This is a genomic window from Geomonas ferrireducens (assembly GCF_004917065.1).
Classification (GTDB): domain Bacteria; phylum Desulfobacterota; class Desulfuromonadia; order Geobacterales; family Geobacteraceae; genus Geomonas; species Geomonas ferrireducens.
Map to the genome: position 1 here is coordinate 1,063,167 of NZ_SSYA01000002.1, position 19,424 is coordinate 1,082,590.

General features: G+C 61.8%; 18 protein-coding genes. All 18 read right to left on the reverse strand.

Annotated features, from left to right (window positions below; translation table 11 throughout):
• Positions 1-10: 10 nt before the first annotated feature.
• The 18 genes from argS to E8L22_RS13540 all read right to left on the reverse strand — a co-directional run bounded on the left by argS (position 11) and on the right by E8L22_RS13540 (position 19,420).
• A complete protein-coding gene (gene argS / locus E8L22_RS13445; RefSeq protein ID WP_136525659.1) occupies positions 11-1,675 on the reverse strand; it encodes an arginine--tRNA ligase in 1,665 nt (554 codons plus the stop codon).
• Positions 1,672-1,842 (reverse strand): hypothetical protein, encoded by a 171-nt coding sequence (locus tag E8L22_RS21555; protein ID WP_135869675.1) that lies wholly within the window; start codon positions 1,840-1,842, stop codon positions 1,672-1,674. The genes argS and E8L22_RS21555 overlap by 4 nt, the downstream gene beginning before the upstream one ends.
• Positions 1,843-1,890: 48 nt before the next feature.
• Entirely contained in the window at positions 1,891-2,310 is a 420-nt protein-coding gene (locus tag E8L22_RS21750; RefSeq protein WP_246044645.1) for an FtsB family cell division protein, read from the reverse strand.
• A gap of 6 nt (positions 2,311-2,316) precedes the next feature.
• Entirely contained in the window at positions 2,317-3,252 is a 936-nt protein-coding gene (locus tag E8L22_RS13465; RefSeq protein WP_136525660.1) for a UDP-glucuronic acid decarboxylase family protein, read from the reverse strand.
• A gap of 169 nt (positions 3,253-3,421) precedes the next feature.
• Positions 3,422-4,774 (reverse strand): UDP-glucose dehydrogenase family protein, encoded by a 1,353-nt coding sequence (locus E8L22_RS13470; RefSeq protein ID WP_136525661.1) that lies wholly within the window; start codon positions 4,772-4,774, stop codon positions 3,422-3,424.
• A 59-nt stretch (positions 4,775-4,833) separates the two neighbouring features.
• Complete coding sequence (gene rsmA / locus E8L22_RS13475; RefSeq protein ID WP_198420159.1) at positions 4,834-5,667, reverse strand: 16S rRNA (adenine(1518)-N(6)/adenine(1519)-N(6))-dimethyltransferase RsmA; 834 nt, start codon at positions 5,665-5,667, stop codon at positions 4,834-4,836.
• A complete protein-coding gene (gene tsaD / locus E8L22_RS13480) occupies positions 5,664-6,692 on the reverse strand; it encodes a tRNA (adenosine(37)-N6)-threonylcarbamoyltransferase complex transferase subunit TsaD (protein ID WP_136525663.1) in 1,029 nt (342 codons plus the stop codon). The genes rsmA and tsaD overlap by 4 nt, the downstream gene beginning before the upstream one ends.
• A 68-nt stretch (positions 6,693-6,760) precedes the next feature.
• Positions 6,761-8,080 carry a PhoH family protein gene (locus tag E8L22_RS13485; RefSeq protein WP_136525664.1) on the reverse strand — a complete coding sequence of 440 codons (1,320 nt, stop codon included), beginning with the start codon at positions 8,078-8,080 and terminating at the stop codon, positions 6,761-6,763.
• Positions 8,081-8,277: 197 nt separating this feature from the next.
• Entirely contained in the window at positions 8,278-9,414 is a 1,137-nt protein-coding gene (locus E8L22_RS13490) for an aminotransferase class V-fold PLP-dependent enzyme (RefSeq protein ID WP_136525665.1), read from the reverse strand.
• A gap of 53 nt (positions 9,415-9,467) precedes the next feature.
• Positions 9,468-10,502 (reverse strand): DHH family phosphoesterase, encoded by a 1,035-nt coding sequence (locus E8L22_RS13495; protein ID WP_281282971.1) that lies wholly within the window; start codon positions 10,500-10,502, stop codon positions 9,468-9,470.
• A 116-nt stretch (positions 10,503-10,618) separates the two neighbouring features.
• Positions 10,619-10,999, reverse strand: coding sequence for a hypothetical protein (locus tag E8L22_RS13500; protein ID WP_136525666.1), 381 nt, complete (start codon positions 10,997-10,999; stop codon positions 10,619-10,621).
• A 276-nt stretch (positions 11,000-11,275) separates the two neighbouring features.
• Positions 11,276-13,897 carry an A-adding tRNA nucleotidyltransferase gene (locus tag E8L22_RS13505; protein WP_136525667.1) on the reverse strand — a complete coding sequence of 874 codons (2,622 nt, stop codon included), beginning with the start codon at positions 13,895-13,897 and terminating at the stop codon, positions 11,276-11,278.
• The gene (amrB, locus tag E8L22_RS13510) at positions 13,897-14,697 is read right to left on the reverse strand and encodes an AmmeMemoRadiSam system protein B (protein ID WP_136525668.1); all 801 of its coding nucleotides are present in this window, start codon (positions 14,695-14,697) and stop codon (positions 13,897-13,899) included. Before amrB ends, E8L22_RS13505 begins: the two co-directional genes overlap by 1 nt.
• A 49-nt stretch (positions 14,698-14,746) precedes the next feature.
• Positions 14,747-15,340 carry an SMC-Scp complex subunit ScpB gene (gene scpB, locus E8L22_RS13515; RefSeq protein WP_136525669.1) on the reverse strand — a complete coding sequence of 198 codons (594 nt, stop codon included), beginning with the start codon at positions 15,338-15,340 and terminating at the stop codon, positions 14,747-14,749.
• 232 nt (positions 15,341-15,572) lie between these two features.
• Complete coding sequence (locus E8L22_RS13520; RefSeq protein ID WP_136526106.1) at positions 15,573-16,394, reverse strand: segregation and condensation protein A; 822 nt, start codon at positions 16,392-16,394, stop codon at positions 15,573-15,575.
• 191 nt (positions 16,395-16,585) lie between these two features.
• Positions 16,586-17,569 carry a tryptophan--tRNA ligase gene (gene trpS, locus E8L22_RS13525; RefSeq protein WP_136525670.1) on the reverse strand — a complete coding sequence of 328 codons (984 nt, stop codon included), beginning with the start codon at positions 17,567-17,569 and terminating at the stop codon, positions 16,586-16,588.
• A 34-nt stretch (positions 17,570-17,603) separates the two neighbouring features.
• Entirely contained in the window at positions 17,604-18,287 is a 684-nt protein-coding gene (locus E8L22_RS13530) for a site-2 protease family protein (RefSeq protein ID WP_136525671.1), read from the reverse strand.
• A gap of 236 nt (positions 18,288-18,523) precedes the next feature.
• Positions 18,524-19,420, reverse strand: coding sequence for a DMT family transporter (locus E8L22_RS13540; protein WP_136525672.1), 897 nt, complete (start codon positions 19,418-19,420; stop codon positions 18,524-18,526).
• Positions 19,421-19,424: the final 4 nt, after the last annotated feature.

Below are 19,424 nucleotides of genomic sequence, written 5' to 3' on the forward strand. Positions count from 1 at the left end.
GGGACCCCTCCTACATCCTCTCGGGGGCGGAAATCCCCAGTACCGTCAGCGCGTTCTTCAGCGTGATGGCGACGCAGTGCAAGAGGAACAGGCGTGCCTGGGTCAGTTCCGGCTCTTCGGGGGTGATGACCCGGCTCTTGTTGTAGAAACTGTGGAACTCGCCGGCAAGATCCTGCAGGTAGTAGGTGATCCGGTGCGGCTCGAAGTTCACCGCGGCCCCCTCGAGGATCTCCGGGTAGAGGGAGAGCTTCTTGATGAGGCTCATGTCGTCGGCCGTCTGCAGAAGCTCCAGGCGCACGTTGTCGAAGCAGGGCACCACGCCGCGCTCTTTCGCCGTTTCGAAGATGCTCCTGATGCGCGCGTGGGCGTACTGCACGTAGTACACCGGGTTGTCGTTGCTCTGGCGCTTGGCGAGCTCGAGGTCGAAGTCGAGCTGGCTGTCCGAGCGGCGCATGAGGAAGAAGAAGCGTGCCGCGTCGCACCCGACCTCGTCGACGACCTCTTTCAAGGTCACGAACTCACCGCTTCTGGTGGACATGGCGACCGGCTGGCCGTCGCGCAGCAGGGAAACTAGCTGCACGAGGATGATGCCCAAGTCCTCGGCCTTCCTGCCGAGCCCCTGCACCACGCTTTTGAGCCTCGGGACGTAACCGTGGTGGTCCGCTCCCCATACGTCGATGACCCAGTCGAAGCCGCGCGCGAACTTGTCGCGGTGATAGGCGATGTCGGAGGCGAAGTAGGTGGTCACGCCGTTACTTCTGACCACGACGCGGTCCTTGTCGTCACCGAATTCGGTGGTCTTGAACCAGAGCGCGCCGTCCTGCTCGTAGATGTGCCCCTTCTCCTGCATCTCGGCGATCGCCGTGGGGACCTTCCCCTCGTCGAAGAGCGACTGCTCCGAGAACCAGTTGTCGAAGCGGATGCCGAAGTCCTGCAGGTCCTGGTCGATCCCCTTAAGGATCAGGTCGCCCCCCATCTTGGCGAAGAAGGCGACACCCTCCTCCTGGGGCGCGTTCAGGAAACGGTCGCCGTGCTTCGCGATGGCGTCGCGGGCGATGTCCTTGATGTAGTCCCCCTGGTAACAGTTTTCCGGGAAGTCGATCTTCTCGCCTAAGAGCTCCTTGTAGCGCAGAAGCCCGGAGAGGCCGAGGGTGTTCATCTGGTTGCCGGCGTCGTTGATGTAGTACTCGCGCTGCACGTTAAAGCCTGCCGCGCACAGAAGCGATGCGACGGCGTCGCCGGTCGCGGCGCCGCGGCCGTGCCCTATGTGCAGCGGACCGGTGGGGTTCGCGCTCACGAACTCGACCTGGACCTTCTTGCCCGCGCCGACCAGGCTCTTGCCGTACTGGTCACCGGCCCGGTCGATGTCGCTCAGCACCTTTCTCCAGGCGGAATCCTTGATGAAGAAGTTGATGAAACCGGGCCCCGCGATCTCGACCGACTCGATCAGGTCCGAGGCCTCGGCGAGTTTTTTGACCAGCACATCGGCGACGGCGCGGGGCGCCTTGCGCTCCTGCTTGGCCATCTGCATGGCGACGTTGGTTGCGAAATCTCCGTGCTCGGCGTGCGCCGGTTTCTCCACGCTGATGGCCGGGACCACACCAGAGGTGAGCGTGCCGTCGGCGAAACACCCCTCGATTCCCTTCAGGATGCATGCGCGCAGCTGCTCCTTCATATCTTCTCCTCCCTTTCCTTTTCCTGTTCCGTGTCGGGCACGGCCTTTATCGTAACGTCTCGCGTGAAATCGGGGCAGCGGGCGCCGCCGTCGGCCACGCAGAATTTCTTGGAGCAGTGTTCGCGCCAGGCGCAGACCACACAATGCTGTTTTCCTGCCTGAATCATCGTCTTCCCCTTTCGCCCTTGTCGGGCGGCTTACTTCCCCTACCCGTCCTACTTACCGGTCTTTGCCTTCTGTGCCGCGGCGGGGGTCGCAGGCGCCGCGTGCGGGCCTTCCCTGCCGCCGGCGGGCGCGGGCGCGGCAGGCTGCTGCGCGGCCGGTGCCGGAGCGGGTTGAGCCCCCGCACCGTTGCCACCTTTCCCCCCCGGGAACTGGTAGATCACCTCGTTGCCGCGCACGAGGCCGAAATCGCGCCGCGCGATGCTTTCCAGGTAGCGCCGGTCCGACTGCAGCGCTGCGATCTCGCGCTTGAGCTTGTCGTTTTCCTCTTTCAGCTCGCTAAGGTGCTTCTGCATGTCGTCGAGGTCGCGGTGCAGGTGGTTGATGCGCAGAAGTCCCCGGTCACCGAAGACGGTGAAGTAGAGGATGAAGATGATCACTGCTGCAGGTGCGAGAAATAGACTTTTCTGCATGCGTTCCTATGCCGTGGTGAGGACCGAGCGGAAGTAGTCGATGGTCTGTTTGAGCCCGTCGTCGACGCACACCGTGGGTTCCCAGCCGAGCATCTGCTTCGCCAGCGAGATGTCGGGCTGTCGCTGTTTCGGGTCGTCCGCCGGCAGCGGCCGATAGACGATGCGCGATGACGACCCGGTCAGGGCGATGATCTTCTTCGCGAACTCGAGGATGGTCGTTTCCGCGGGGTTTCCGAGGTTAACCGGACCGGTGAAGCCAGGGGTTTCCATCATGCGTATCATCCCCTCGACGAGATCGGAGACGAAGCAGAAAGAGCGGGTCTGCGCCCCCTCGCCGTAGACGGTGATGTCCTCGCCCCTGAGCGCCTGGAGGATGAAGTTTGAGACCACACGTCCGTCGTTTTCGGCCATCTTCGGCCCGTAGGTGTTGAAGATCCGGATGATCCTGATGTCGACGTGGTTCTGGCGGTGGTAATCCATCATGAGCGTCTCGGCGACGCGCTTTCCCTCGTCGTAGCAGCTCCTGATCCCGAGCGTGTTGACGTTGCCCCAGTACGCCTCGGTCTGCGGGTGCACCTGGGGATCGCCGTACACCTCCGAGGTCGACGCCTGCAGGATCCTGGCGCGCACCCTCTTGGCGATGCCGAGCATGTTGATTGCGCCCATCACGCTTGTCTTGATCGTCTTCACCGGGTTGTACTGGTAGTGGATCGGCGAGGCGGGGCAAGCGAGGTTGTAGATCCGGTCCACCTCGAGGAGGATCGGTTCGGTCACGTCGTGGCGGACCAGTTCGAAGTCGTTGTGGTCCAAGAGGTGCGAGATGTTGCGCTTGCTCCCGGTGAAGAAGTTGTCGAGGCAGATGACCTCGTGTCCCTCTTTGAGGAGCCTCTCGCAAAGATGTGATCCGATGAAACCGGCGCCGCCGGTGACCAAGACGCGCATAGAACCTCTCAGAGGCCGTTCAACGTTCAACGTTAGACGTTCAACGGGCTTTATACCTTAATTGCAGCTTTTCCCTGACTTTCGAGTTAACGAACATGCCGCGGGGAAAAGGCGCGGTTACAAAAGCACATGTTGAACGTTGAACGCTGAACGTTGAACGGCCGTTAAGCTACTCCATCTCGCAGACGGCCGCGCCGTTTCTGCCGATGGGAAGATACTCGAAGCCGATCTCGCGCATACGCTCCGGCTGGTACAGGTTCCTGCCGTCGAAGATGACCGGGTTGACCAGGAGCTTCTTGATCCTGTCGAAGTCGGGATTTCTGTACTCGTTCCACTCGGTGATGATGACCAGGCCGTCGGCCCCCTTGAGCGGCTCGTACTGGTTCATGTGGTACCCGATCCGGTCGCCGAAGTGCTTCTTCGCCTCGTTGAGCGCCTCGGGGTCGTGCGCCTGCACCGTCGCACCGAGCTCGAGAAGACGGTTGATGATGGTGAGCGACGGCGCCTCGCGCATGTCGTCGGTGCGCGGCTTGAAGGAGAGCCCCCAGACGGCGATGCTCTTGCCGGCAAGCGGCTTCGCCCCACCCTGCCCGAGCCTGCGCTCGATCTTGTCGGAGAGGACGCGCTTTTGACGCTCGTTGGCCTCCTCGACCGCCTTCAACAGCACGAAATCGTATTTGCACTCGTCGGCGGTCCTGACGAGCGCCTTCACGTCCTTCGGGAAGCAGGAGCCGCCGTAACCGACGCCGGGGAAGAGGAAGTCGTAGCCGATACGCGAATCGGAGCCGATCCCCTCGCGCACCGCCATGACGTCGGCACCCATCAGCTCGCAGAGGTTGGCCACTTGGTTCATGAAGGTGATGCGGGTCGCCAGCATGGCGTTCGCGGCGTACTTGGTCATCTCGGCGCTTCTGATGTCCATCACCAGCATGCGGTTGGACTTGCGCATGAAGGCGGAGTACAGCTCTTTCATGATCTCGGCGGTACGCACGTTGTCGGTGCCGATGACGACGCGGTCCGGCTTCATGAAATCGTCGATGGCCGCACCTTCTTTGAGGAACTCGGGGTTGGAGACGACGTCGAACTCGATGTGCGTGCCGCGCAGGGCAAGCTCCTCGGCGACGGCGGCGCGCACCTTGTCGGCGGTGCCGACCGGTACCGTCGACTTGTCGACGATGATCTTGAAGCTCTCCATGGCACGCCCGATGTTGCGGGCGACGGCGAGAACGTACTGCAGGTCGGCGGAACCGTCGGCACCCGGCGGGGTTCCCACGGCGATGAAGCAGACCAGGGACTCCTTCACCGCTGCGTCGAGGTCGGTGGTGAAGTTAAGGCGCCCCTCTTCGCGGTTTCTGAGCACCATCTCCTTGAGCCCAGGCTCGTAGATCGGGATGATGCCGCGCTTCAGCCCTTCAATCTTCTGTTCGTCGACGTCGACGCAGACGACGTCGTTACCGCTCTCCGCAAAACAGGTGCCGGCGACAAGGCCAACATAACCGGAACCGATGACACATATCTTCATGAGGTTAACTCCTCCTCGGGGTTAAGATTAGCATTCTTATATAGCACACTCATTGGTGCTTAGCCAGAGGTTTTCCCAGCCGAAAGCGCCCTGGAAAGCGCCGCGAACTCCTCCAGCGAGAGAGTCTCGCCGCGCCTCTTCCCGTCGATGGAACAGGCGGCAAGTGCAGCGGTGAGCGCCCCGTCGACGTCGTCGAAACCGGCGGAGCGCAGCGAGTTCAAAAGCGTCTTCCTGCGCTGGTTGAAGGCCCCCTTCACCACGCGCCTGAAGAGTTCCTCGTCCCCCACCTCCACACGCGGCGCGGCAAGGGGCGTGAAGGAGAGCACGGCGGAATCGACCTTCGGGATCGGGCGGAAGGAACCGGGTTTAACGATGAACTCGCGGCGGATGTCGAAGTGCAGCCGCAAAAGCACGGTGAGCGCGCCGTACTCCTTGCATCCCGGGGGGGCGGTGAGGCGGTCTCCTACCTCCTTCTGCAGCATGAGCACGAGCCCCTCGAAGAGATCGCACTCCTCCATGAACTTGAAGAGGACCTGCGAGGAGATGTTGTAGGGTAGGTTTGCCGCCACCTTCCATTTCCTGCCTGGGGCACGGCTCGTGAGGATCTGGCGCAGGTCGACCCTGAGGATGTCGCCGTGGCCGATCTCGACCCGGTCGTTGCCGGCGAACTCCGCGTTCAAAAGGGGGATGAGCTCCCGGTCCCACTCGACCGCGACGAAACGCGCCCCGCTCGCCACGAGAAGCCGCGAGAGCGCCCCCCTCCCCGGCCCGACTTCGAGGATGCAGTCCTCCGGAGTCGGCGCGACGCAGGATACGATACGGGAAAGGACGTTGTCGTCGATGAGGAAGTTCTGGCCGAACTCCTTTTTAGCCTTGATCCGCTTCTCCATCATACCCCTCCCTTGAAACGCGCCGCGAGCTTGTCGAGCGGCCAGACCGGGAGGGCGTCGAGGTCGAAGCCGCTGGTGATCCCGTTGGACAGGTAGTAGTCGCCCGGCACCGCGATCATGGCGGCGTTGTCGGCGCAAAGCTTGGGCGCGGGTATCGAAAGTTCGACGCCGGCCTTTTCGGCGAAACGTGCCATGGACCGACGCAGACCGCTGTTGCAGGCAACGCCCCCGGCGACCACGAGACGCTTGATGCCGGTTGCCGCAACCGCCGCGGCGGTCTTTTTGGTGAGGACGTCGCAGACCGCCTCCTGGAAGGAGGCGGCGAGGTCGTTGATCCCCGCCTCCTTGGCCTCGGGGTGCCTGTTCACGTGGGTGAGCACCGCGGTCTTTAACCCCGAGAAGCTGAAGTTGAAGGTTCCGTCGTGCAGAAGCGGGCGCGGGAACTTGATCGCTTCGGGGTTCCCTGTAGCGGCAAGCCGGTCGATGGCGACACCCCCCGGGTACGGAAGCCCGATCAGTTTAGCCACCTTGTCGAAGGCCTCACCGGCCGCGTCGTCCACGGTCTGGCCGAGCGTCTTATAGCGCCCGACGCCGTCCACGCGGTACAGGTGCGAATGCCCGCCGGAAACGGCAAGGGCCAGGAAGGGAAACTCGACCGGCTGCTCAAGGAAGACGGCAAGGAGGTGCCCCTCGATGTGGTTCACCCCGACGAGCGGGATGCCGCGCCCGAAGGAGAGCCCTTTGGCGGCGGAGATGCCGACCAGGAGGGCGCCGGCAAGCCCGGGTCCCTGGGTCACCGCGACCCCTTCGATCTCGGAGAGCCCCACCCCGGCCTCACTAAGCGCCTCCTCGATGACCACCGAGACCGCCTCAAGGTGCTGCCGGGACGCTATTTCCGGGACCACGCCGCCGTATTCGGCGTGGACGCTGATCTGGGAGGCGACGATGCTGGAAAGGACGGTCCTGCCGTCTTTGACCACGGCAGCCGCCGTTTCGTCACATGAAGATTCCAGGGAGAGAATAAGCATAGAAAAATAAGAGAGGGCACTGAAGCGTGCCCCCTTTTTGGTCTCCTGATTCCGGGTGGTTAGCTGTCTTACAAAAGGTTCGCCGCCAGTTCCGCGAGCTCGCTGCGCTCACCCTTTGTCATGGTGATGTGACTGGAGATCGACTGTTCCTTCAGGCGTTCGACCACGTAGGTGAGGCCGTTGCTTTCGGCATCCACGTAAGGGTTGTCGATCTGGTACGGGTCGCCGGTCAGGATGATCTTGGTCCCTTCGCCGGCGCGGGTCACGATGGTCTTGATCTCGTGCGGGGTCAGGTTCTGCGCCTCGTCGACGATCATGTACTGGTTCGGAATGGAACGCCCCCTGATGTAGGTGAGCGGCTCGATGTCGAGGATCCCCATCGCCATGAGCTCCTTGTACCCCTTGCTGTGCCGCTTCTCCCCCTCGTGCCCGGTCAAGAGCAGTTCGACGTTGTCGAAAATCGGCTGCATCCAGGGGGTGAGCTTCTCCTCGATGTCGCCCGGGAGGAAACCCAAGTCGCGCCCCATCGGGAAGACCGGGCGGGAAACCAAGAGGCGCGTGTAGACGTTCTCCTCGGCGGTCTTTTGCAGGCCGGCCGCGATGGCGAGTAGGGTCTTGCCGGTGCCCGCCTTGCCTACCAGGGTGACGATCTTGATGTTGTCGTCCAAAAGCGCGTCGAGGGCAAAGGACTGCTCCAGGTTGCGCGGGAACACGCTCCAGACCCCTTCCTTGTCGAGTTTTGCGAGCGGCACCATGCGGCGTGCGACGGCATCGTAGCGGCCGACGGCGCTGTGCTGGGCGTTACCTTTCTCGGTAAGGAGCAGGTACTGGTTCGGGTAGTAGTCGCCGTCCATCTCCAGCCACCCCTGCCCGTAGAAGCGGTCGATGAGATCTCCCCCCACCTCGAGGGTGGCGGAACCGTTGTAGAGATCCTCGATGGCGACCTTGTCGGACTCGTAATCCTCGGCGTTGAGACCGAGCGCGTCCGCCTTGATGCGCAGGTTGGTGTCCTTGGTGACCAGGATGACCGGCATATCCTTCTGGGTTTCCATCAGGTCGACGGCCACGGCAAGGATGCGGTTGTCGCCGCGCTCCTCGCGCAACTCTGGAGGAAGGCGCTTCATCACCTTCTCTTCGTAGATCTCGATCCTCAGGGTGCCGCCGCTCTCAAGCGCGATCCCCTGGGAGAGCGACCCCTCCTTCCTGAAGGCGTCCATGAGACGGGAGACGTGGCGGGCGTTGCGGCCGGTCTCGTTCATGTCCTTTTTGAAGCGGTCGATCTCCTCGATCACCGTAATCGGGATGATGATGGAGTTGTCTTCGAACCTGGTGAGAGCTTGCGGGTCGTACAGAAGCACGTTGGTGTCGAGAACATAGATTTTCTTCATATCCACTCCCTGTACGCTGCTGCCTGCTGAATTATCGAACGCTTCCTCATCCCTGGCCAACAAAGCTGAACTTTTCGTAATATCCCCTTCCACGGCTCCTGGGCCGGCTTACTTATTGGTTTGCTCTACACCTGCTGCTCACCCGCAGGGGACTGGCTCCAAAGGTGCCTGTCCCCCTAGTTACGGGGACATTTTTCTCATGATATTATCTCACGCACTGCCCTAAGAAAATAGTCTATATCGGTTTCGCTATTGAAGAACCCGGGGCTCACCCGCACCGTCCCCTCAGGGTAGCTGCCGATGCTGCGGTGCACGTCCGGCGCGCAGTGCAGCCCGACCCTCACGCTGATGTCGTAGGTCGAGTCGAGCAGGAAGCCAAGCGAGGCGGGATCATACCCCTCGGCGTTGAAGGAGACCGCGGCGCCCCGCTCCCCCTGCAATGGACCGTAGAGCCGCACCCCCGGCATGCCGCGCAGCCCTTCCAGCAACTGCTCGACCAGGGCGCTCTCCTTTGCGCGGATCACCTCGAGACCGGTCGCCTCGATGAATTCCACCCCGGCTTTGAGCCCGGCGATGGCAGGCGTATTGATGGTGCCGCTCTCCAGGCGCTCCGGCATCTGCTCGGGCGGCTCCGGCGTACTGGCACTCCCCCCCGTCCCACCTACCTGCAGCGGCTCAAGGTTGATTCCCGCGCCGACGGTAAGGATGCCGGTACCGGGAGGGCCGTAAAGCCCCTTGTGCCCCGGTGCGGCGAGCAGATCTATGCCGATCGATTCCACGTCGATGGGAAAGAACCCGGCGCTCTGTGCGGCATCGACCAGAAAGAGCGCCCCCCCGATGCGTGCGACCTCGGCGATCTCGGCTATGGGCTGCACCGCGCCGGTCACGTTGGAGCAGTGCGCAAGCGCAACCAGCCTGGTGTCCGGGCGCATGGCACGCGCTATGTCGCGCTCCGAGACGATACCGCAGGGATCTGAGGGGACGAAGGTCACCTCGACGCCGCGCTTTTTCGCCAGGTGCAGCGGGCGCGCCAGCGCGTTGTGCTCGACGCAGGTCGAGACTACATGATCGCCCGGCTTCAGGAGGCCGAACACCGCTATATTGATCGATTCGGTGGCGCTGTGGGTGAAGATGAGACGGGATGAGTCCGGGACCCCGAAGAAACGGGCCAGTGCGGAGCGTGCTTCGAAGACGATACGTGCCGCCGCGAGCGACTGGCGGTAACCTCCCCGCCCGGGGGCCACTCCCACATCCCGCATGGCCGCGTCCATCGCCTGGTATACGGCATCGGGTTTCGGGAATGAAGTCGCTGCGTTATCTAGGAATACGGACATACCGTATTTACTAGCATTTTAACGGGGCTTTGGCAACCCGTTTCATGAAAGGTTTACGGGACTAACGCTAATGGATTCTGGTCGGTGAGGCCTAGTTCGTTCAGGAACCTGCGCGTCAGTTCCCGCTCCAGTTCGGGGACCCGCGCCGAGGTGACGTTATCGACCTTCCCCCCGGCCATCATGCCGTGACCGCCTGCGGTGCCGATGCCGGCCACGAGCTTTCGGATCAGCTCTCCGGCGTTGATCTCCTCGCTGGTGGTCCTGATGGAGAGAACCAGTTCGTTGCTGTAATGCCCGAGACATAGGACGGTCTCGGTCCCCTCCAGACGCACGAGCAGGTCGGCCAGTTCGGAGACGACCTCCGGGAAGAGCACACCGTCGAGGGAGGCGACCAGCACGTCACCGTAAAGTTGGGCGTGTTCTAAGGCGCTGTGCAGCGCGATGAAGTACTCCTTCGGGAGGTTCGGCCTGGTGATGCTGTTCAAAAGCGTCTTGTTGGCGAGCGGGAAGAGCACCAGGTAGGCATCGCGGTCCGGGCGCGTCGCCTCACGCCCGAGGTCCTGGGTCTCGGACTTTATCGCGTAGAAAAGCGCCGTGGCGAGTTTCGTCCCGAGCGACACCCCCTGCACCTTCAGGTACTCGTAGAGGATGGTCGCCGTTGTCCCGTAGTGGGGACGGATGTCGACCCAGCGGCAGGAGGCGCTGTTGTCGCGCATGGGGTGGTGGTCGATGACGATGTCGGCACGCATCTCACGAGGCAGCGAGTTGTTGCCGGTGCCCGGCTGGGTGTCCAGGAGGCAGATTACCTGGAAGGCCTTCAGATCGATGAGCGGAAACGGGGTGAGCGGTATCTGCAGCAGTTTTGCCATGGCGAGGTTTTCACTGCGGCCGATCATCCCGGAGAAGGCGATCACAGCCTCGCGGTTCAGCCGCACCGCGAAGAGGTGGCGCAGCGCCATGGCAGAGGCGAGCGAATCGGGGTCGGGGTTGTCGTGTACGACGATGAGGATGCGTCCGCGTCCGCTCACCCAGGTGAGCATGGAGTCGGTGTAGGACAAAAGGTCGGGACGGGTTTCATTCTCCAGCAAAGGGCACCCCCTGAAAGAGCTGCAAACCCGTGTAGTTTATCCCAGTGACGATACTGGTGCAAAAATAAAAAAAGGGAGGCATAAGCCTCCCCATAGACAACTGAGAGTGAAAAGGTTTAGAACTTGCCGCGCAGCAGTTCTGCCATTGCGCAGAGGTTGGTCTGCCCGCCGTTTCCTTCCCTGAACTCCGGGCGGATCGTGGGCATGGAGAACTTGACCTTGCCGTTTTCGTACTCGGCGAGCGATTTCGTCGCGGCGAAAGCGCCGTAGCTTGCTCCGACGAGGACGCCGACGCCGGCGCCTATGCCTATATTCTGGATGTGATCAGCGGGCTTTTTGGTGAAGGCCATGAGGGCGGCGCCGACCAGGCTGCCGGCAAGACCGCCGTAAAGGGCATCCTCGAACACGGTCTTCATCGCGTTTTCTTCGGCGAGACAGGGAGTGGCTAGAAAAACAAGGGCGAAAACAAGGACAACAAGGCGCTTCAGGCTCTTCATATAATCCCCTTACTCGAGGTGGTGCGAAATGTCCGACATTCTGCAAGAAGAGGGCCAGGAGCGCACCGGCAGAACTACTTCATCGGCAAAGCGCTGTTTCTGCGACACAAATCCGCACCAACAGCCACTCAGGCACCCCAGGGATAAAAGGGCCCAATTAGTCTTAATGTGCTAATGATGCAACACTCCGGGCCTACGCCCCAAGTGAGAACCGTTATTTAACGGTGAGATAACAGAATATGGTGAAAAGGCGGCGGTGTGGCAAAAAAGCCACAATCAGGAGAGGAGTTTGCGGACCAATGCGGTTTCGTCTTCCTTACTGGAGACCTTTCCGTTGAGCCTCGCGCTCAACACGACGTCGAGCACCTCGCGGAAAAGCGGGCCGGGCTTCACGCCGAGTTGCTTCAGGTCCTCGCCCTTCAAAAGGGGACGCGTGCCGTGCAGTTTGGTGAAGTAAAGAGAGATGCAGCGTTTTACCTCTGAGCTGCTGCTCTTCGCCATCTGGTACAGGAGGATCTCGACGGGGAGCCCGCGCAGGGTGAAGTAAATCTCACTGTTCTCCACCTGCTCCCCGCGCGCGAGCTTGCGCTCCATCGGCCCCACGAGCTCCTCGCCCTGGCGGCGCATCTCGGCGAGACGCTCCCTGTAGTGCTCACTTACCGCGAGCCTGGTGCAGGTATCGAGGAACTGCTCCTGGGCAAGCCGCTCGCAGAGGGCGAGGAAATAGACGGCCCAGCGCTCGTAGGGACGCTCCAGATAGAGGAGATCGAACCAGGAGACCACGTAGCGCACCTCTTCCAGCGCCCCCTGCAGTTCGGGGGTAAGTTCGAGGCCGGGATGGATGAAGCGCAAAAGCCCCAGCGACGCCATGCGGGCGACGCCGTTTATCGGCTCCTTTTCCTTCAGGATCTGAACCAGTTCCGAAAGGAGCCTTCGCCCCCCAAGCTTCACGAGGAAATCCATCTTCACCGCCGTCTTGATGAGATCCTCGGTGTGCTTCGCGATCTTGAAGCCGAGCCTCTGTTCGAAGCGGATGGCACGGAAGACGCGGGTCGGGTCCTCAACGAAGGAGAGGTTGTGCAGCACCCGGATCACCTTCGCCTGCAGGTCACGATAGGCACCGAAGTAGTCGATCAGCTTTCCGAAGGACGGGGCGTTCAGTGAAATGGCGAGGGTGTTCACGGTGAAGTCGCGCCGATAGAGGTCCATCTTGAGCGATGAGCGCTCCACGGTGGGGAGGGCGCCTGGGGAGACGTAATACTCTAGGCGTGTGCTGGCGACGTCGATCTTGAAGCCGTCGGGAAAGACGATGACGGCGGTACCGAACTTCTCGTGGCTTTTCACGCGGCAGCCGTGCGACGCGGCGAACGTCTCGGCAAAGAGGATGCCGTCGCCGTCGACGGTTACGTCGAGATCGGCGTTCTCCTGCCCGAGGAGGAGATCCCGGACGAAGCCCCCCACCGCGTACACCGCGAGGTCGAGCATGTCTCCGGTGTTCCCCAGGTCATGGAGGATCTGCACCGAGCGCTTGGGGAGGGCCTTCTTCATCAGCGCCTCCACCTCGCGGTTTTTCACCTGGATGGCGTCGCGCGACAGGTCGTAGATCGCCTCGCTGCCGAGGCTGTAGCGCAGGAGATCGGTACGCGTGATGACGCCGAGCAGTTTCTTGTCCGAAAGGACCGGCACGAGGCGGGAGTCGCCCCCCACCATGTAATTCTGTATCTCGCTGATCGGAGTGTCCGGAGCGGCGACGTAGAACTCGGAATGCATGTAGTCCGAGATCGGGACGCCGTTCAGGTTGTGGTAGAGCGCCTTCTCCACTGTCTTTCTCGAAATGATCCCGACCACCTCGCCGCCTGAGACCACCGGCATGGCGCTCACGTTGTAGCGCACCAGGCGTTCGCGCGCCTGTTCTATGGTGCAGTCCGGCGGCAGGGTCTTCACTGGCGAGGACATGATGTTGCGCGCAACGCGGATCGGATCGACCCGTTTTCTTAGCACCGCCTCCAACTGCTCCAGCACCTGGATGAGGGTGAACCCTCGCACCGTGGCTGAGGCGGCCGTCGCGTGTCCCCCTCCACCCAACTCCTTCAGGATCTCCCCTACCCTCACCTCGGGGATGCGGCTTCTCGCGATGACGAAGACGCGGTCCTGCATCCCGACGACGAGGAAGAGTACCTGCAGGTTCTCCATGTCGCGGATCATGTGCGCGAGCTGCGCGATGTCCCCGACGTAGCGGTCCACCGAGGCGTGCGCCACCGAGACGTCCACCCCCTTGAGCGAGCTGGTCTTCAAGGAGGTGAGCAGGGTGTTCAGAAGCGACACCTGCTCCGCGGTCAGCTCGCGCCCTATGGAGTCGGCGACCTCGTTTAGTTGCGCGCCGCGCTCGAGGAGCCAGGACGCAACGGCGTAGTCTTCGGCAGTGGTCGATGGGAAGGTGAGGTTGCCGGTGTCCTCGTGGATGCCGAGCATCATCAGGGTCGCCTGGCTCGCCGTCACTTCGATCCCGCGCTCCATAAGTATGGTGCCCAGGATCGTGGTGGTCGAACCGCAAGGGCGGATCACGCCGCCGACGGCGTTCAGGTCGCCGGAACTCGTCGGATGGTGATCGTAGATGTGCAGTTCGACGCCCCCTGCCTTGGCGAGCTCGCCGAACTTCGCGAGACGTGAGGAATGCTGGCAGTCGACGACGATGAGGCGGGTGATTGCGGAGAGATCGATATCCTTGATGCGGGCGAAGGATATCTCCGGGTGGAGCCCCTTCTGGAAGAAGTCACGCACCCCTTTCTCCTGCGCGCCGGAGAAGACTAAGAGCGCGTCAGGGTAGAGCATCTTCGCCGCGACCATGGAGCCGACGCAGTCGAAATCGGCGTTGACGTGGGTGGTGATGACCTCCATCAGGAAACCAAGAGCGAGGCGTAGGCGACGACGTTGCGCAGGTCGCCGTTCACCTCTCCGCTGGTGGCGTAGTGCACCAGGCGGCAGGAGGTGGCCCCGAGGGCCTTCGCGGCGACCATCATGACCGCGGCGGGGATGACGCCGCACATGGTGATCCCCTTGTCGCGGCAGACGCGCAGGAGTCCTTCGGGGCTCATGTCGGCGAGCTGCGCGAGGGCCAGATCGTCCTTCGCCTTTGCCTGCACCGCCGATTCGAAGTGGGTCATGTCGGAGCTCGCCACGATGAGGACCTCTTCGCCGTAGGCCGCGATGGCCTTGGCGATTCCTTCGCCGATCCTGGAAATCGACGGGAAATCCGGGATGGCGAGGCAGATGGCGGCGATGGATACGCCAGGGTTTCGGTACTGCAGGAAGGGAACCTGGACCTCGAGGGAGTGCTCGAAGCGATGCGCCAGGGCATCCTCGCGGACAAGCGGTGCGTGTTCGAGGATGAGCTGAGAGAGCCTGCGGTTAACGGGGACGGTACCAAGCGGCGTAAGCCACTCCGTGTCCGGGGAGAGTGCCGCGGCGCTCCCCGCGCCGGTGTGGTTGGGGCCCAGGACGAGGACGGTGTCGGGGATGCGAACGGCGGCATACACCTTCCCGGCCACCTTGCCGGAATAGACGTATCCCGCGTGGGGAGCGATGATGCCGAGGGCGCTTTGCGCCTCCCACTGCGGCACCATGGCGGAGAGCTCCTCGCGGAGCCGGTCCGGATCGCCGGTGTAGAACTTCCCGGCCACAGCAGGTTGCCGTACCATACCAGCCTCCTTGTTGGAAGTGCTCATGAACAGCGAGCCAGGGGATATTTTAACCCGGCAAGGGCTCCTCTTCAACGGACTCAAGCGGAAGCGCAGGCTGGTCCGCGAAAGGATCCGGCGGTACGAGCTCCTGGATCTCCTTGAGTGTCGGGAGCTGGTTCAGGTCCTTGAGTCCGAAGAGTTCGAGGAATTCGCGGCTCGTACCGTAGATGAGCGGCTTCCCCGGGACGTCCTTCTTCCCCATGATGCGCAATAGTTTTTTCTCCAGGAGGCTCTTCATCACCCCGCCCGAGTCGACGCCGCGCAGGTATTCCACCTCGGCGCGGGTGATCGGCTGACGGTAGGCAACTATGGCGAGCGTTTCCAGCGCGGACTGGCTGAACTTCACCCCTTTGGTCTTGTTGAGCCTGCGGACGTAATCGCCGTGCTCCGGGCGGCTTCTCAACTGGTAACCGCCTGCCACCTGGATAAGGACGATGCCGCGCTGCGCCTGTTCGTACTCCTCGATCAACTCGTCCAGCGCGGCGCGCAGGTCGGCCCGCTCGAATTCCTCAAGGATGGAGGCGAGCCGGTCCAGCGTGAGCGGCTGGTCGTGGATGAAAAGGATGCTTTCTACGATCGATTTGAGCGACTTAGCGGACAACCAGGTTCCTCCGGTACGTTCAAGTTAAGACAAAAGCGGGCGAATCGTGGAACAATCCGCCCCAAAGTGTTGCTTATACCTCTTTAGCGAAAGCTCCGAGGAAATGACTGTTCCCTCGACGCAGTGAGCAGGCCCCAGCGTCCCCCCCCTTTGCGAAGGGGGGACAGGGGGGATTTAGCCTAGGTAGCCGTAGCATCCAACTGCGCCACGAAGCCAAAAATCCCAAAAGCCATCAGTCAGTAGGCAGACATTCCTCGGCCGCCACCTCACCCTCCGCTTCAGTCCCTTCCCCCTCTCCTTCCTCCTTGGCGGCCAGATGCAGCCAGATGGCGCCCCGGTTCTCCGTCTGCACCACCTTGATCAGCTTCAGCTTGCAGAGTTCGAGGATGGAGAGGAAGGTGACCACCAGGAGATCGCGGGTCATGCCGGTGGTGAAAAGCGCGTCGAAGGAGACCGTCTTTTCGACGTGGAGCACCGAGAGCACCTCGCCGATGCGGTCTGCGATTGAGATGCCGTCGGCGACGACGTCGTGGAAGGTATCAACCGAGACGCGTGCCAGCACCTTCTGAAATGCCTCGATCAGTTCGAAGAGTTCCACATCCGCCGGTTCTTCGACCGGCTCAAGTTCATCGAACTCCGGAGCGTCGAACTTGCGGGCAAAGACCTCGCGCCCGAGGAGGTTGCGGCAGTTGAGCAGTTGAGAAGCGTCGCGGTAGCGCTGGTATTCGAGGAGGCGGCGCACCAGTTCGGCGCGCGGGTCCTCGACCTCGGCCTCGCCGTCCTCCTCCGGGGTAGCCGGGAGGAGCATGCGAGACTTGATCTGCAGCAGGGTAGCCGCCATCACGAGGAACTCCCCGGCGATGTCGAGGTTGAGCTCCTTCATGATCTCCATGTAGTCGAGGTACTGCCTGGTGATGGCAGCAATCGGGATGTTGTAGATGTCCACCTCGTTCTTCTTGATGAGGTGGAGCAGGAGGTCCAACGGTCCCTCAAACTCCTCGATACGCACCCGGTAAGCCTGGTCCAGTGCGTCGGAGAACAGGTTGCTTTGCATCTCTTCCAAAAAGGCTCCTGAAACCCGTTCAACGTTCTACGTTCAACGTTCGCCGTGATTATCCTGCTAAGCAGCGCCACTCGTGGCTTGTCATTTCTTTAAAAAGAGCCTCGAAAGCCAAGGTACCCCAAGCCATTTAGGACCGCCCAGCTCGAACGTTGAACGCTGAACGTTGAACGTTTCCTTAGCCGTTAGACTTTCAGCGCCGCTCTCGCCTCGTCCATGGTCTGGCGAGCGACCACCTCGGCCTTGCGGCTACCCTCGGCGAGCACCTCGTCCACGAGACCCGGCTTAGCGGCAAGCTCCACGCGCTTCTCGCGGAACGGCGCCAGGGTGTCGACCATGGCCTGCGCAAGGATCTTCTTGCAGTCCACACAGCCCAGCTGGGCACCGCGGCAACCCTCAACGATCTCAGCGCGCTTGTCGGCATCGACGTAGAGGGAGTGCAGCGTGAAGGCGACGCAGCGGTCCGGCTCGCCGGGGTCGCGCTTGAAGGGACGCAGGGTGTCGGTCACCATGGACATGACCTTTTTCCTGGTCTCCTCGGCGTCGTCGGAGAGGAAGATCGCGTTGCCGTAGCTCTTGCTCATCTTGCGACCGTCGATCCCGAGCACCTTCGGGGTCTCGGTGAGCAGAGCCGCCGGCTCCGGGAAAACCTCGCCGTAGAGGTAGTTGAAGCGACGCGCGATCTCGCGGGTGATCTCGAGATGCGGGATCTGGTCCTGACCGACGGGAACACGGGCGGCCTTGTACACGATGATGTCAGAGGCCATCAGTACCGGGTAGCCGAGGAAACCGAAGGTGGAAAGATCCTTCGTGGTCAGGTTTTCCTGCATCTCCTTGTAAGTCGGGTTGCGCTCAAGCCAGGAGACCGGGGTGATCATGGAGAGGATCAGGTTCAGTTCCGCGTGCTGCGGCACCCTGCTCTGCTTGAAGATCACGCTCTGCTCGGGATCGATCCCGAAAGCAAGCCAGTCGAGCACCATCTCGGTGATGCTGTCCTGGATACCGTCCGTGCTGGCGTACTCCGTGGTCAAGGAATGCCAGTCCGCGGCGAAGAAGAAGCACTCGAAGTTGCGCTGCAATTCCATCCAGTTGGACAGAACCCCGTGGTAGTGCCCGAGGTGCAGCTTTCCAGTCGGTCTCATGCCGCTCACGATACGGTTGTTGCTCATAAAAACGGACTCCTTTTTGGTTTCTATATCCAGCCTACCCTCTCATCATGAGCCGGGTGACGCCGAAGACGAGGTTCGAGTAAGGACCTGCCAGAAGGTGCACGCCGAAACTGAGGGCGGGAGATATGACGTAGCTGAAGGCATCGGTGAAGAACACCAGTGCGATGATGATGATCATGCCGAACGGCTCAACCCGGGCAAGCGCGTTGGAGGGACCATAAGGCAGCAGGCCGACCGCCACCCTCCCGCCGTCCAGCGGCGGCACCGGGATCAGGTTGAAAATGCCGAGCAGCAGGTTGATGTACACCGAGAAGGCGAGCATCAAGGTAACCGGATCCACGAAGGCAGCGATCATGCTCCCCGCGGGGACCTCCTGGGTAGCCGCGATCAGACCGCGCATCAGAAAGGCCGAGAGGGTCGCCAGGCAGAAGTTGGTAATCGGCCCCGCGGCGGCGACCCAGATCATGTCGCGCTTGGGATGGCGCAGGTTGTTGAAGTTGACCGGCACCGGTTTGGCCCAGCCGATCCCGATGACGAAGATCATGATGGTGCCGAGGATATCCAGGTGCTTGAGCGGGTTGAGCGTCAGGCGCCCCAGGGATCTCGCGGTGCTGTCGCCGAACTTGTCTGCGATGAAGCCGTGGGATACCTCGTGACAGGTGATTGCCATTAGACCCGGGACCAGCATGATGGACAACTTTATGAAGAACTGGTCCATGACGTCCTTTAAACCGTGTTAGCTACAAGCCCTATGTCTCTAGCAGATCGGTATCGGAAAGTCAACGATAGCAGGCGATTGGAAGCGGCCCCGCCCACTCCTGCCTTTACTACGCTTTGCACAGTAATCAGGGAATCTCGTGGAACAAGGAGTGCATCTGCCAACGAAGCGCTGCAAGAGACGCAACGTCCCCCCCTTTGCGAAGGGGGGACAGGGGGGATTTGCCTTGTCTGTCCCTAAACCTCCGTCACCGTCTCGTGCCGCGCCTCGTGCCCCCACAATTGTAGGATGAGTCCGCCGAAGAGGAGCACGGCCCCACCGAACCCCTGCAGCGCGGTCACCCGTTCCCCGAGCAAAACCGCGGATAGTAGCACGGTGATGAGCGGCTCGAGCATACTGATGATGGAGGCATTGGTCGCGCCGACCAGGCGCAGCCCCGCGAAGAATCCCATGACACCCAAAAGGGTCGGGAAGATAGCGATGCCGAGGATGGAAAGCCATCCCTGCGAGGTGAGTTCCAGGATGATTTCGCCTTTGGCGGCGCCGTAGCACAAAAAGGCGAGCCCGGCGGCGGTGCAGACCCAGAGCGAAGTGACCATGGGGTCAATGTTCTTGAGTATCCGGTTACCGATGATGATGTAGCAGCTGTAGATCACCGCCGCCCCCAACACCGAAAGCACACCGGCAAGTTGCGCACCGTCGAACGACGCACCCAGCAACAGCACGAGACCTACCGAGCAGACTACGAGCGCGACCCCCTTGGTGCCGTTGAAGCGTTCCTCGCCAACGACAAGCGCGAGCACGGTGACGAGCGCAGGATAGGTGTAAAGGAGCATCCCCGTGAGCGAAGCGGGAAGGTAGTGAATCGCGTTCGCGTAAAGCCCGGACATGCCGCCGTAGCCGACGGCTCCCATCAGGATGAGCTGGAAGGCAACTTTTTTGTCCAGGCGGCAGTCGATGCCGCGGGCGCGGAGGATGCCGAAAAGAAAGAGCCCCGCGATCAGGAACCTTCCTGCCAGAACGGTGCTGATGTTGGCGCCGCCGGTGAAGGCGCTTTTTATGAGGATGCCGAGCGTGGCAAAACCCGCAGCCGAAACCGCGATGAACCATGCCCCCTTGTGCCTGTCGGTCATTGAA

What these genes read in the sequence shown, in the direction of transcription:
- argS (WP_136525659.1), bottom strand. Translation starts at nt 1,675, where the DNA reads ATGAAGGAGCAGCTGCGCGCATGCATCCTGAAGGGAATCGAGGGGTGT.
- E8L22_RS21555 (WP_135869675.1), bottom strand. Translation starts at nt 1,842, where the DNA reads ATGATTCAGGCAGGAAAACAGCATTGTGTGGTCTGCGCCTGGCGCGAA.
- E8L22_RS21750 (WP_246044645.1), bottom strand. Translation starts at nt 2,310, where the DNA reads ATGCAGAAAAGTCTATTTCTCGCACCTGCAGCAGTGATCATCTTCATC.
- E8L22_RS13465 (WP_136525660.1), bottom strand. Translation starts at nt 3,252, where the DNA reads ATGCGCGTCTTGGTCACCGGCGGCGCCGGTTTCATCGGATCACATCTT.
- E8L22_RS13470 (WP_136525661.1), bottom strand. Translation starts at nt 4,774, where the DNA reads ATGAAGATATGTGTCATCGGTTCCGGTTATGTTGGCCTTGTCGCCGGC.
- rsmA (WP_198420159.1), bottom strand. Translation starts at nt 5,667, where the DNA reads ATGATGGAGAAGCGGATCAAGGCTAAAAAGGAGTTCGGCCAGAACTTC.
- tsaD (WP_136525663.1), bottom strand. Translation starts at nt 6,692, where the DNA reads ATGCTTATTCTCTCCCTGGAATCTTCATGTGACGAAACGGCGGCTGCC.
- E8L22_RS13485 (WP_136525664.1), bottom strand. Translation starts at nt 8,080, where the DNA reads ATGAAGAAAATCTATGTTCTCGACACCAACGTGCTTCTGTACGACCCG.
- E8L22_RS13490 (WP_136525665.1), bottom strand. Translation starts at nt 9,414, where the DNA reads ATGTCCGTATTCCTAGATAACGCAGCGACTTCATTCCCGAAACCCGAT.
- E8L22_RS13500 (WP_136525666.1), bottom strand. Translation starts at nt 10,999, where the DNA reads ATGAAGAGCCTGAAGCGCCTTGTTGTCCTTGTTTTCGCCCTTGTTTTT.
- E8L22_RS13505 (WP_136525667.1), bottom strand. Translation starts at nt 13,897, where the DNA reads ATGGAGGTCATCACCACCCACGTCAACGCCGATTTCGACTGCGTCGGC.
- amrB (WP_136525668.1), bottom strand. Translation starts at nt 14,697, where the DNA reads ATGGTACGGCAACCTGCTGTGGCCGGGAAGTTCTACACCGGCGATCCG.
- E8L22_RS13520 (WP_136526106.1), bottom strand. Translation starts at nt 16,394, where the DNA reads ATGCAAAGCAACCTGTTCTCCGACGCACTGGACCAGGCTTACCGGGTG.
- trpS (WP_136525670.1), bottom strand. Translation starts at nt 17,569, where the DNA reads ATGAGCAACAACCGTATCGTGAGCGGCATGAGACCGACTGGAAAGCTG.
- E8L22_RS13530 (WP_136525671.1), bottom strand. Translation starts at nt 18,287, where the DNA reads ATGGACCAGTTCTTCATAAAGTTGTCCATCATGCTGGTCCCGGGTCTA.
- E8L22_RS13540 (WP_136525672.1), bottom strand. Translation starts at nt 19,420, where the DNA reads ATGACCGACAGGCACAAGGGGGCATGGTTCATCGCGGTTTCGGCTGCG.